A 12274-nucleotide genomic window follows, 5' to 3' on the forward strand; every position below is an offset into this window, starting at 1 on the left:
TCGCAACAAAACGCCAGCAGCCGGAAGGTTACCGGCCGTAGACAAACCGCCGTAGCCGCACCACCCTTATGCCGCATCCTCCCACGGGGTGAGACACCCAATCGGGTGAATGCGAGCGGGGCGCCCCCGGCGGAAACCGCCGGAGACGCCCCTGGTGCTGCACAAATCGATCTTGCGCCCGCCTAGCGGCGACCAGCCCCGATCGGCTGACGCTCGTTCCCCGGCCGGGCGCCCTGCGCCGCGTCCACCTTGACCACGTTCGCCCGGTTGCCCGCGGCGTTGTGGTGCTCGATGGCCAGCAGCCCGAGGGCGCTGTCGGCCGCGGCCGACGCCGCGTTGCGGGTCACGACCAGCGCCGTGCCCGGCTTCGCGACGTAGCCCAGCGCGGCGTCGCCGCCGCCCTGCACCGCGTAGCCCGGCGCGAGCGCGTCGAACGAAAGCGGCGTGCCGACGTAGTCGATCAGCCCGTTCGTGGTGCCCGGCGCGACGTAGAAACCGCTGACGCCCACCGTGTAGGAGATGCGGTGGCTGTCGGCGCTCGCGTCGATGCCCAGCGCGGCCAGCGAAACCGGCAGCGTGATCACGTTCGTGTCGAACACGTTGGTGTCGACGTCGCCGAGCTGGCCGTTGACCGCCTGGACGTCGACGGTCGGGAAGCCCGGGGTCAGCGCGACCGTGGTGGCCAGCAGGACGTCGGTGGACGTCGCCTTGGTCACGTAGGTCTCGAAGTCCGGCTGCCCGTCCCCGGTCGTGTCGATGTCGACGAACGGCGAGGTGTTGCTGCCGATGTTCGCCCAGTCACCCCAGGTGGACAGGCCGAACGCGAGGATCGCGTTCTCCGGTTCGCCCTGGGCCTTCGCCAGCGGCGCGGTCGACGCCGCACCGATGTAGCGGAGGTCGCCGCCCTTGGCCGTCTTGTTCAGCGTGCAGTCGGTGACCACGTCCGCGTCGCACTCGGGCAGCTGCGGGGACTCCGCCTGCAGCTCGAACACGCTGATCAGCGAGCGGTACCGCTGCGCGCCGGCACCCTGGTCGACGCCCTTGCCGGTCAGGTTGAGCACGGCCTGGGTGGCGTCCGGCGCGAACTTCACCGACGGCGGCGTCGAAATCGTCGACACCGGCTTCGGCGCGGAGTAGACCGACACCCGCAGCGGCACCTTGGCCCCGCTGACCGGTGTGAAGGCGACGCGCCCGGAGGCGTCCGCGACGAACTGGCGGGCCAGGCCGGCCTGGGTGGCCGACATGGTCGGGTCCATCACCTTGCGCAGCGCCTTGGGGTCGGTGATCTTCAGCGTCACCTTCACCTTGGCGGTGCCGCGCGCGGTCAGCTTCACCGACTGCTTGTCCACTGTGTACTCGACACCCGGCAGGGCGTTGACCGCCTGGTAGGCGACGGTGTACTCGGCGGGCGTGACACCCTTGTTGACCAGCTTGATCGTCTTCGACAGCGTCACCGGGCCGGAGGCCTCGACCGTGCCGAAGCTGACGCTGACCGCGCCCGGGTCGTCGACGACGTAGGCGAGCACCTGGTTGTCCAGCGCCGCCTTGGCGTCGATCCGGCCGCTGCCGACGCGCTGCGGCGCGTAGGTGTGGCCCGCGCCGTCGGAGACGTCGTGGCCGGCGGTGTCGATGACCGACGCCTTGACCTCCTCGACCGACCAGTCGGGGTGCGACTGGCGGACCAGGGCGGTGATGCCCGCCGTGTGCGGGGCGGCCATCGACGTGCCGCTCAGCACGGTGCGGCCGTTGCCGCTGCCGCGGAAGGCCGAGGTGATCGTGTCACCGGGGGCGGCGACGTCCGGCTTGACGGCCGGGCCGCGGGTGCCGCGCGAGGTGAACGAGCTCGGGGTGTCCACGATCGTCTTGTCGTAGGTCTGGATCGAGGCGCGGCCGGTGCCGTAGAGCCGGACCTGCAGCGTGCCCGCGGTCAGCGCCGGGCGCACCGTCTTCGTGGCCGAGCCGGTGAACTGGAACACCGGGATCCCGGCGTTGCCCGCGATGCCGGCGGTGAAGTGCTCCAAAGTGGACGACAGCAGCGCGCCCTTGGCCCCAGCGGCCTGCGCGTTGTTGGAACGGCCCGCCGAACCGCAGGCGCGGGTCGCGTCGTTGTCGTCCCACTCGAGGAAGACGAACTTGCCGGCGGCCTTCGCCTTGTCCTCGGCCGAGTACGGCGCGCAGCCTGCCGCGTTCGCCGCCGACAGGGCCACCACCGGCGCGGTCAGGTCCAGGGTGTCGTAGCCGGTGTAGTTCTGGCTGTACTGGCCGGTCTTCTGGCCCGCGGCCGTCGAAGGCGCCTTGACCTCGGCGGCGTCGCGCAGGATGCCCGCGTCGCGCGTGCTGGCGACGGTGAGCGCCTCGGGGGTGTTGCCCGGGGAGCCGGCGATGTCGTTGATGTCGCCGCCGTTGCCCGCGGAGATCACCGGGAGGACGTTGTTCGCGGCGAGCTTGCGCACGAACAGCGAGTCCGGGTCGTCCGGGGCGCCGAAGTCGGAGCCGAGGGAGAGGTTGACGATGTCGAGGTGGTCGGTGAAGTCGCCGTCGCCGTCCGGGTCGAGCGCCCAGTCCAGGGCCTGCGAGGTGACGTTCGTCGAGCCCGTGCAGCCGAACACCTTGATCGCGTAGAGCAGCGACTTCGGCGCGGTGCCCGGGCCGATCTGCATCGCGTCGACCTTCTTGGCGTCCAGCTTCTTGTAGTCGCCCTTGAAGGTCTTGCCGTCCGCGGTGACGCCGAAGCCGCCGATGGTGCCGGCGACGTGCGTGCCGTGTTCACCGCAGGCGAGCGGGTTCGGGTCCGGCTTGGGGGTGGTCTTGCCGGCCGTGGCGGCGTCGTAGTCGTCGCCGACGAGGTCGGTGCCGCCGACGACCTTGGCGCTCGGGAAGAGCGGGGTCGGCTTGGTGGCATCGACGCTCTTGTAGGCGGCCTGCGTGCCGGGGCCGCCGAAGTCGGCGTGGGTGTAGTCGATGCCGTCGTCGATGACGCCGACGCGGACGTTGTCCCCGAACTTGCCGGTCTGCTGCCAGGCGGCGAGGGTGTTGGTCAGCTGCTCGGCGCTGGCGTTGGTGCGCGTCTTCGGCACGACCGTCCGCACCGCGACGACGTCGGCCCGCTTCGCGACCTCACGCAGCTTCGCGGCGTCGGCGGTGACGACCAAACCGGGAACGGCGTTGGCGGTCTGGGTGACGACCTGCGGCTTGGCGTCGGCCGCGCGCAGCTGCCCGACAACCGCGTCCACGGCGGCGGCGGTGTCGGCCTTCGCGGCCTTGGCGGCCCGCTTGGCCTGCTCCTTGCCCTGCGGCTCCGCGGCGGTGAACGCGTCGACGGCCGGCTTCTTCGCCAGCTCGACGAACGCGGTGACCCGGCCCTGCGCGGCCCCCAGACGCGGCGAAAGCTTGCCCTGCAGCTTCGCGTCGTCGATCTTGGCCGGTGCGACGCCGTCGGCGAGCGGCGCATCGGCTGCGCTCGCGACCGGCGCCCCGAGCGCGGCCGCCAGAACGACGGCGAAGGCCGCCGTCGTGGCGCGCGCGGGGAGGCGGGATCTGCTCATGAGTCGGCCCCTTACCCGAGGTCTGGACCCGAACCTGCCTGCCGCTCCTGACACCCCCGACGGTGAAGCGCGGCACAGCGCCGTGCCCTCGACGACGCGTGGTTCAACCTCGCGGGGAGAACTTAATGCCCCAAAACACCTACTTACGTAGGCAAAGGACTCCGTTATGTGAATGTGATTGCGCACGAAGGCCCCCTGCCGGGTGACAGGGGGCCTTCGAAAGTGAGGCTTGTTCTGGCTAGCCCGCCGCACCCCGCGCACGAAGCCGCGAGCGACTCGGATGCCATGCGGCGGGCGACGGCTGAACAAGCCTCACTGTTACGTCAGTTGAAGTCGACGGCACGGATCGTGTGCGCCCCGACCGCAGCGCCGATCGGCTCCAGCAGGTGCGCGTCGATGTGGCGGTCCACGCGCAGCAGCATCACCGCGTCCGAACCGTCCGTGGTCTGGCTGATCTGCGCGGCCTCGATGTTGATGCCCGCCTCGCCGAGCAGCGTGCCGACGCGGCCCATCACGCCCGGGCGGTCCGGGTACTCGACCAGCAGCACCGTGCCCTCCGCGCGCAGGTCGAAGCCGCGGCCGTTGACCTCGACCAGCTTCTCGACCTCGTCCAGGCCGGTCACCGACCCCGACACGGTCAGCACCGCGCCGTCCGCGTGCACCGCGCGCACCGTCACCAGGCTGCGGAACTTCGGGCTCTCCGGCTCGGTCTCCAGCTCGACCTGCACGCCCAGCTTCTCCGCCAGCTGCGGCGCGTTGACGAACGTGACCTGGTCCTCGACCACGCCGGTGAACACCCCGCGCAGCGCGGCCAGCTGCAGCACGCTGGTGTCCTCGTTCGAGATCTCGCCCTTGACCTGCACGGTGACCGACGTCGGCGACGTCGGGTTCAGCGCCGTGAGCAGCTGGCCGAGCTTCTGGACCAGCGACAGGTACGGGCGGACGTGCTCGCCGACCGCGCCGCCGCCGGTGACGTTCACCGCGTCCGGCACGAAGTCGCCGCGCAGGGCCAGCAGCACCGACTTCGCGACGTCGGTGCCCGCGCGGTCCTGCGCCTCGGCCGTCGAAGCACCCAGGTGCGGCGTCACGACGACGTTCTCCAGCTCGAACAGCGGGCTCGAGGTGGTCGGCTCCGACTCGAACACGTCGATGCCGGCACCGCCGACGTGGCCCGAGCGCAGCGCGTCGGCCAAGTCCTGCTCGACGATCAGCCCGCCGCGGGCGGCGTTGACGATGATGACGCCCGGCTTGGTCTTCTTCAGCGCTTCGGCGTCGATGAGGCCCTTGGTCTCCGGCGTCTTCGGCAGGTGGATGGAGATCGCGTCGGCGCGGGTCAGCAGCTCGTCGAGGGTGACGAGCTCGATGCCGAGCTGCGCGGCGCGGGCGGCCGAGACGTAGGGGTCGTAGGCGATGAGCTTCGTGTCGAACGCGGCCAGGCGCTGCGAGAACAGCTGCCCGATCTTGCCGAGGCCGACCACGCCGATGGTCTTGCCCTGCAGCTCGACGCCGGAGAACGAGCTGCGCTTCCACTCGCCGCCGCGGAGGCTCTGGTCGGCGGCCGGGACGCGGCGCGCGACCGACAGCAGCAGGGCGACGGCGTGCTCGGCGGCGGAGACGATGTTCGACGTCGGCGCGTTGACGACCAGGACGCCGCGCTCGGTCGCGGCGGGCACCTCGACGTTGTCCAGGCCGACACCCGCGCGGGCGACGACCTTGAGCTGCGTGGTGGCCGCGAAGACCTCGGCGTTCACCTGGGTGGCGGAGCGGACCAGGAGCGCGTCGGCGCTCTTCACCGCCTCGAGCAGCGCGGACCGGTCCGTGCCGTCGACGTGCCGGACCTCCACCTCGTCACCGAAGACGCTCAGCACGGAGGGGGCGAGCTTCTCCGCGATGAGAACGACGGGTTTATCGGGCTTGCTCACGATGCGGCTCCCACTATCTGGTCACTTCCAGGACGCTCTGTGTCGACAAACGGTCAAAGCACGTCGTTGTGCCCCGGTCGAGCGGAGTTTAACGCGCTGGCCGGGCCTGTGGCGTCGTCTGGTGTTAACTCGCCCGCAATCCCTCGAAAACAAGAGCCAGCAGCCGCTGCATGCCCCCTTCGCCGGGCAGGTGACCCCCCGCCCAGGATGCCGCGTGCAGCAACAAAAGCAGCTCGTGCGCCGTGACGTCCTCGCGCAGCTCCCCCGCGCGCTTCGCGCGTTCCACCAGCTGGGAACCGAGCTCGCGCATCGCGTGGCACGACTCGTACAACCGGGATGTTTCGTCGTTCAGGGCGTCGGCGGTGAGCTCGACCAGGCCGCGGAAGGTGCCGGTGGCGTCGCCGAGCCCGGTCAGCCAGGTGTGCAGGGCGTTCAGCGGCTCGGGGTGGGTGAGCAGCTCGCGGGCCCGCTCGGCGTGGGCGTCGAACCGGGCGCGCAGCAGCGTCTCGAGCAGCGCGTCCCGGGTCGGGAAGTGCCGGTACAGCGTGCCGATGCCGACGCCGGCGCGGCGCGCGATGTCTTCCAGGGACGCCTCGACGCCGTGTTCGGCGAAGGCGCGCTGTGCCTCCTCGAGGAGGCGCTCGTAGTTGCGGCGGGCGTCCGCGCGCATCGGTTTGACGTCGGTCATCGCGCTCCCGACCATACCCGCTAGCCAATCGGAGGCTGCCTCCGTATATTAACCGGAGGCAGCCTCAGCTTACTGGAGGGAACGAGGATGACCCTGATCGAAGACACCCGCGCCCGGCTCGGCGCGATCGGCGCCTGGTTGCCGAGCGCACCGCTGCAACCACCGCCGGACGTCGAACGCGCAGGGACGCGGCGGCTCGCCGAGGCCGGCTACCGCTCGGTCTGGAGCGGCGAAGGCCCCGGCACCCGGGAGGTGTTCGCCCACTTCGGCGACCTCCTGGCCACGGTGCCGGACGTCGTGCTCGGCACCGGCATCGCGAACACCTGGCTGCGGGCCGGGACGACCGCGTACAAGGGCGGGGCGACGCTGGCCCGGCTTCACCCCGGCCGGTTCGTGCTCGGCGTCGGCGTCGGGCACGCGTTCCAGGCGACGAAACTCGGCGAGGACTACCGGCCGATCGACCGGATGCGCGCCTATCTGTCCGAAATGGACGAAGCCGCGGCCGAAACCCCCGCACCCGTCGCGTTCCCGCGGGTGCTGGCCGCCGTCGGGCCGAAGATGCTGGAACTCGCCCGCGACCACGCCGACGGTGCACACCCGTTCGCCCAGCCGGTCTCGCACACGCCGTACGCCCGCGAAATCCTCGGGCCGGACAAGCTGCTGATCCCGCAGCAGACCGTCCTGCTCGGCACCCGCGAAGACGCCCGCGAGAGCGTCCGGCGCCGGGTGGCGCAGTCGCGGGAGTACTCCGTCACCGTCTACCTCGCGGGCTGGAAACGGCTCGGCTACACCGAGGCCGACATCGCCGGGCCGAGCGACGCGTTCGTCGACGACCTCGTGCTCTGGGGCGACGCGGCCACGATCGGCAAGCGCGTCGCCGAAGTGCTCGACGCGGGCGCCGACCACGTGCTGCTCACGCCGTCCGCGCCGGCGTTCGAGGCCACCTTGGACGCACTGGTCGAGCTGGCCCCGGCGGTGACGGGATGAGCGTCGGGATCTGGCGGTTCTTCGACGGCGCCCCGATCGGCGAGCTGCGCGAAACGGCCGCCGAAGTGGAGGAACTCGGCTTCGACGCCATCTGGTTCGGCGAGTTCGCCGGCCGGGAGGCGTTCACGCAGGCGGCACTGCTGCTGGCGGCGACGTCGAAACTCACCGTCGCCACCGGGGTCGCGCGGTTCGACCAGCGCTCCCCGCTCGCCGCCGAAGGCGCCATCCGCGCCCTCGGCGAGGCCTACCCGGGGCGGTTCGTCGCCGGCCTGGGCGGGCACCGGCCGGGCGCGCGGCCGCTGACGGCGTTGCGCGAATTCCTCGACGGGATGGACGCGGCCGAGCTGTCCGGCCTCCCCCAGCCGTCGCCCCGGCCGCGCCGGGTGCTCGCGGCACTGGGCCCGAAGCTGCTGGACCTGGCGGCCGAACGCGCCGACGGCGCCCACCCGTACTTCGTCCCGCCGGAGCACACCGCGATGGCGCGCGAACGGCTCGGGCCGGGCAAGTACCTCGCCGTCGAGCAGGCGGTCGTCCTGGACGCGGCCCCGGACGTCGCCCGCGAGCACGTCGGCATGTACGTCCGGCTGGCCCGGCACCACCAGGAGAACCTGCGCCGGCTCGGGTTCACCGACGACGACCTGGCCGACGGCGGCAGCGACCGCCTGGTCGACGCCATCGTCGCGACCGGCGAACAGGCGATCGCGGACCGGGTCCGTGCCCACCTCGACGCGGGCGCCGACCACGTCTGCGTCCAGGTGCTGGCCCGCACGGAGAAGTCCTACCGCAGGCTGGCCGACGTCCTGACCTGACCGCGGTACGCTGGCGGGGCGCGGCGGGGGCCGCGTCCCGTCCGCGGAAAGGGCCGAGCCCACCCCGCTTCACCGCACCACCAGCTCCGCACCTTCTTTCCTGCCCGGTGCCGGCGGACCACGGGCGAAGAGGAAAGGAGGCACGACGGTGCCCGGTGGACTCAACCTCGAACAGCTCCGCAAGCGCGCGAAGGACCTCGCGCGGGCCGAAGGCGTGAAGCTGTCCGAAGCCCAGTTCCGGATCGCGCGGGAGCACGGTTTCCCGAGCTGGCCGAAACTGCAGGCGTACCTCAGGCGCGTCACCGAGCACGGGGAGACCCTGCAGCACCCGTACCACGAGGACGTCGGGTACTACGCCGAACGCGCGCTCGGGCTGCTCGCCTCGGCCGAGGACGACACGCCTGGAGCGACGGAACCGTTCGAGCGGTGGCACCAGCCGCGCACCCGGGACGGCGCCCGCGTGGTCGTCGCCCGGGAGCACGGTTTCGTTTCCTGGAAGGCACTCCGTGACCACGTGAAGTCTCTTGTGGACAGTGGCGAGCCGTTCGCCCGCGCGTACCGGGCGATCGAGGCCCGCGATCCCGGGCGGCTCGAGACGCTGCTCGACGAGTTCCCCGGGCTCGTCGACGCCCGCGGCACCAACGGCAACGACCTGCTCGGCATGGCGGGCGCTACGCACGACGAGCGGCTCAGCCGGATCCTCCTCGACCACGGCGCCGACCCGGCCCGCGGCAACGTCCACGGCTGGACACCCCTGCACCAGGCCGCCTACAGCAACCTGCCGCACCTGCTCGACCTCCTGCTGGAGCGCGGTGCACCCGTCGACGTATCGGCTCGCGGTGACGGCGGCACTCCCTTGGTCGTCGCGCTGTTCTGGGGTCACCGCGAAGCCGCGGAGAAACTGACCGTCCACAGCCGGGCACCGGGCAACCTGCGCGTCGCGGCCGGGCTCGGCGATCTCGACGCCCTCGACGAACTCCTGACGTCGGGCCGCGGCGGCGACCACCGCGGCTTCTACCGCCCCCACAGCGGTTTCCCGCGCCGGCAGCCGACGGACGACCCGGCGGAGATCATCAACGAAGCCCTCTCCTGGGCGGCCCGCAACAACCGCGTCGACGCGATGAGGACGCTCGTCGCGCGGGGCGCTGCCGTGGACGCCGACGTCTACCGCGGCACGGCACTGGCCTGGGCGGCGGCGTCGGGCAAGCTCGACGCCGTCCGGGCGCTGCTCGAGCTCGGCGCCGACGTGAACTTCCGCGGCACGTTCGGCGGCCCGAACCACGGCGAAGGCGTCACGGCCCTGCACCTGGCCGCGCAGTCCGGGCACCTCGACGTCATCCGCGCCCTGGTCGAAAACGGCGCGGACCCCGGCGCCCGCGACGCGATCTTCGACGGCACCCCGGAGAAGTGGGCGGAGGTGTGCGGGCAGCCGGCCGCACGGGACCTGCTCCGGTAGACAACCGGAGTCTGTAGTCCGTATCGTCAGAGACGGACTACAGACTCCGGTTTGCCCACTGGGAGGACCCATGAACGCACCCCGCGACGTCTTCGCGGCGCTGTCCGACGGCATCGGCGAAGGCCGCTTCAGCGAGCTTTCCGCCCTGTACGCCGAGGACACCGTCGTCGAAAACCCGCAAGCGGTCCCGCGGCCGACACGCCTTCACGGCCGCGACGCCGTCCACGAACGGTTCACCGGCGTCCTCGCCGGGGCGCTGCGGCTCACGCGCAAGAACGTCGTCGTCCACGAGACGACCGACCCCGAGGTGATCGTCGCCGAATACGACTACGACGCCGAGTCGGTCGAGACCGGGCGGACGATCGAGGCGGCCAACATCCAGGTCCTGCGCATCCGCGACGGCCTGATCGTCCACTCCCGCGACTACCACGACTACCTGCGGCTCGCGGCCGTCCGCGACGGCGTCGACCAGCTGATCCGGGCCTACGAGCAGGCGCCGCCGCGCGAGTTGTCGCCGATTCGACCACGGACGTCGAGCGACCCGGCCAGCCGGCGCGGGGTCTTCGAGCAGCTCGTCTACGGCGTGTCCGACAAACGCGGCGAAGAGCTGGCGGAGCTGTACGCCGAGGAGACCCACGTGACGCACCCGTTCCAGCCGGGCTCGGCCGTCGTCCGGACGCGCGACGAGCTGCGCGCGCACTTCAAGCAGGCCGCGACCATGGGTGTCGACTTCGAGGCGACCGACCTGGTCACCCACGAGGGCACCGACCCGGAGATCCTGATCGCCGAGTTCGCCTACCAAGGCAGCTACGGCGGGCGGCCGGTCCGCATCGCCAACATCTTCGCCATGCGCATCCGCGACGGCCTGGTCGTCGAATCCCGCGACTACGGCGACCACCTCGGCATCGCCGGCGAGCTCGGCCGGATCCCGGAGCTGGCGGCGGAGCTTTAGGCCTCGGCCAGGTCCTCGGGCAGGTCGAACTCGCCATCGCGGACGCCCTTCACGAAGGCGTCCCACTCCCCCGGCGTGAAGACGAGGATCACGCCGTCCGGCTTCGCCGACTGCCGCATCGCTGTGTAGGTGACGCCGTCGGTGTGCTCGATGAAGGCGTACTCGACGCAGTCGTCGAGGGTCTCGCCCTCCGGCTCGGCCCGGATCCACTCGGCCTTCGTGAAGTCGAGGTGGTGCCGGATGTGCGCCTTGTCGTCGACCGGCTGCTCACTCATGTCGCCAGCGTAGCGAAACGGCCACCGAACGCACCGAAGGGGACGCCCGGCACCGGGCGTCCCCTTCGGCGTCTGGCCGGGAGAGATCAGGCGGTTTCGGTGATCGGCCGGTCCACCCACGACATCAGGCCGCGGAGCTTCTTGCCGGTCTCCTCGATCGGGTGCTGGTTGCCCTGCTCCTCGAGCTTGGTGAAGTTCGGCCGGCCGGCCTCGTCCTCGGCGACCCACTCACGCGCGAACGTGCCGTCCTGGATCTCGCCGAGGATCTTCTTCATCTCCTCCTTGACCGCCGGCGAGATGACGCGCGGGCCGCGGGTCAGGTCGCCGTACTCGGCGGTGTCGGAGATCGAGTAGCGCTGGCGCGCGATGCCGCCCTCGTACATGAGGTCGACGATCAGCTTGAGCTCGTGCAGCACCTCGAAGTAGGCGATCTCCGGGGCGTAGCCGGCCTCGGTGAGCACCTCGAACCCGGTCTGCACCAGCGCGGACGCGCCACCGCAGAGCACGGCCTGCTCGCCGAAGAGGTCGGTCTCGGTCTCCTCGGTGAACGTCGTCTTGATGACGCCGGCGCGGGCGCCACCGATGGCGGCCGCGTAGGACAGCGCGAGCGCCTGGGCGTTGCCGGTGGCGTCCTGCTCGACCGCGATGAGCGCCGGGACGCCCTTGCCGTCGACGAACTGGCGGCGGACCAGGTGGCCCGGACCCTTGGGGGCGACCATCGCGACGTCGACGTTCGACGGCGGCTTGATCAGGTCGTAGCGGATGTTGAAGCCGTGCCCGAAGAAGAGGGCGTCGCCGTCCTTGAGGTTCGGGGCGATGTCCTGCTCGTAGATGAAGCGCTGCTTGGTGTCCGGCGCCAGGATCATGATCAGGTCGGCCTCGGCCGACGCCTCGGCCGGGGTGAGCACGCGCAGGCCCTGTTCCTCGGCCTTCGCCCGCGACTTGGACCCCTCGGGCAGGCCGATGCGGACGTCGACGCCGGAGTCGCGCAGGCTCAGCGAGTGGGCGTGGCCCTGGCTGCCGTAGCCGATGACAGCGACCTTGCGCCCCTGGATGATCGAGAGGTCGGCGTCGTCGTCGTAGAAGATTTCCACTGCCATGGGGGTACTGCTTCCTTTCCTGACTTACTTGCTTCAGCGCGGTGATGTGGCGGTGATCGAACGGGCGCCGCGACCCACCGCGACCATGCCGGACTGCACGAGTTCGCGGATGCCATACGGCTCCAGCATCCGCAGCAACGCACCGATCTTGTCGGACGTCCCGGTGGCCTCGACGGTGAGTGCCTCCGGAGAGACGTCCACCACCTTGGCCCGGAAGAGCTGGACGGTTTCGAGGACCTGGCTGCGCACGGTGTTGTCGGCGCGCACCTTCACCAGCAGCAGTTCACGCTGCACGGCGGTCGACTGCTCCAGCTCGACGATCTTGATCACGTTGACCAGCTTGTTGAGCTGCTTCGTCACCTGTTCGAGCGGTAGCTCTTCCACGGCGACCACGATCGTCATGCGGGACACCTCGGGGTTTTCCGTGGGCCCGACGGCGAGGGACTCGATGTTGAACCCGCGGCGGGAGAACAGGCCCGAGACGCGCGCGAGCACACCCGGCTTGTTCTCGACCAGGACACTCAGCGTGTGGACGCTCAT

General features: G+C 71.0%; 10 protein-coding genes. 4 read left to right on the forward strand and 6 right to left on the reverse strand.

Annotated elements, in window-relative coordinates:
• Positions 1-182: 182 nt before the first annotated feature.
• From HUT10_RS18690 to HUT10_RS18700, 3 genes are all read right to left on the reverse strand, one after another.
• The gene (locus HUT10_RS18690) at positions 183-3545 is read right to left on the reverse strand and encodes a S8 family serine peptidase (protein WP_176172388.1); all 3363 of its coding nucleotides are present in this window, start codon (positions 3543-3545) and stop codon (positions 183-185) included.
• Between the two features lie 323 nt (positions 3546-3868).
• Positions 3869-5467: a phosphoglycerate dehydrogenase gene (gene serA, locus HUT10_RS18695; RefSeq protein ID WP_176172389.1), complete on the reverse strand. Its 1599-nt coding sequence runs from the start codon at positions 5465-5467 to the stop codon at positions 3869-3871.
• A 124-nt stretch (positions 5468-5591) separates the two neighbouring features.
• The gene (locus tag HUT10_RS18700) at positions 5592-6155 is read right to left on the reverse strand and encodes a TetR/AcrR family transcriptional regulator (RefSeq protein WP_176172390.1); all 564 of its coding nucleotides are present in this window, start codon (positions 6153-6155) and stop codon (positions 5592-5594) included.
• A gap of 87 nt (positions 6156-6242) precedes the next feature.
• On the opposite strand from HUT10_RS18700, the gene HUT10_RS18705 reads away from it, so the two are divergent.
• The 4 genes from HUT10_RS18705 (at position 6243) to HUT10_RS18720 (ending at position 10359) form a co-directional block, all read left to right on the forward strand.
• Positions 6243-7142, forward strand: a complete 900-nt coding sequence (locus HUT10_RS18705; RefSeq protein ID WP_176172391.1) for a TIGR03620 family F420-dependent LLM class oxidoreductase — start codon at positions 6243-6245, stop codon at positions 7140-7142.
• Entirely contained in the window at positions 7139-7951 is an 813-nt protein-coding gene (locus HUT10_RS18710; protein WP_176172392.1) for a TIGR03620 family F420-dependent LLM class oxidoreductase, read from the forward strand. Before HUT10_RS18705 ends, HUT10_RS18710 begins: the two co-directional genes overlap by 4 nt.
• Before the next feature lie 148 nt (positions 7952-8099).
• The gene (locus HUT10_RS18715; RefSeq protein WP_176172393.1) at positions 8100-9407 is read left to right on the forward strand and encodes an ankyrin repeat domain-containing protein; all 1308 of its coding nucleotides are present in this window, start codon (positions 8100-8102) and stop codon (positions 9405-9407) included.
• A gap of 70 nt (positions 9408-9477) precedes the next feature.
• Positions 9478-10359, forward strand: coding sequence for a nuclear transport factor 2 family protein (locus HUT10_RS18720; RefSeq protein ID WP_176172394.1), 882 nt, complete (start codon positions 9478-9480; stop codon positions 10357-10359).
• On the opposite strand, the gene HUT10_RS18725 is transcribed toward HUT10_RS18720, so the two are convergent.
• The 3 genes from HUT10_RS18725 to ilvN form a co-directional block, all read right to left on the reverse strand.
• Positions 10356-10634, reverse strand: a complete 279-nt coding sequence (locus HUT10_RS18725) for a DUF397 domain-containing protein (protein WP_176172395.1) — start codon at positions 10632-10634, stop codon at positions 10356-10358. The two genes, HUT10_RS18720 and HUT10_RS18725, sit on opposite strands and share 4 nt — an antisense overlap.
• An 86-nt stretch (positions 10635-10720) precedes the next feature.
• The gene (ilvC, locus tag HUT10_RS18730) at positions 10721-11734 is read right to left on the reverse strand and encodes a ketol-acid reductoisomerase (RefSeq protein WP_176172396.1); all 1014 of its coding nucleotides are present in this window, start codon (positions 11732-11734) and stop codon (positions 10721-10723) included.
• Between the two features lie 33 nt (positions 11735-11767).
• The gene (gene ilvN / locus HUT10_RS18735) at positions 11768-12274 is read right to left on the reverse strand and encodes an acetolactate synthase small subunit (RefSeq protein ID WP_003080760.1); all 507 of its coding nucleotides are present in this window, start codon (positions 12272-12274) and stop codon (positions 11768-11770) included.

The sequence above is a fragment of the Amycolatopsis sp. Hca4 genome (assembly GCF_013364075.1).
In the GTDB taxonomy this organism is placed as follows: Bacteria; Actinomycetota; Actinomycetes; order Mycobacteriales; family Pseudonocardiaceae; genus Amycolatopsis.

Bases quoted from the DNA above. Each gene is read 5' to 3' on its own strand.
- HUT10_RS18710 (WP_176172392.1), top strand. From the start codon at position 7,139: ATGAGCGTCGGGATCTGGCGGTTCTTCGACGGCGCCCCGATCGGCGAG.
- HUT10_RS18720 (WP_176172394.1), top strand. From the start codon at position 9,478: ATGAACGCACCCCGCGACGTCTTCGCGGCGCTGTCCGACGGCATCGGC.
- HUT10_RS18705 (WP_176172391.1), top strand. From the start codon at position 6,243: ATGACCCTGATCGAAGACACCCGCGCCCGGCTCGGCGCGATCGGCGCC.
- HUT10_RS18690 (WP_176172388.1), bottom strand. From the start codon at position 3,545: ATGAGCAGATCCCGCCTCCCCGCGCGCGCCACGACGGCGGCCTTCGCC.
- ilvC (WP_176172396.1), bottom strand. From the start codon at position 11,734: ATGGCAGTGGAAATCTTCTACGACGACGACGCCGACCTCTCGATCATC.
- ilvN (WP_003080760.1), bottom strand. From the start codon at position 12,274: ATGAGCGTCCACACGCTGAGTGTCCTGGTCGAGAACAAGCCGGGTGTG.
- HUT10_RS18725 (WP_176172395.1), bottom strand. From the start codon at position 10,634: ATGAGTGAGCAGCCGGTCGACGACAAGGCGCACATCCGGCACCACCTC.
- HUT10_RS18700 (WP_176172390.1), bottom strand. From the start codon at position 6,155: ATGACCGACGTCAAACCGATGCGCGCGGACGCCCGCCGCAACTACGAG.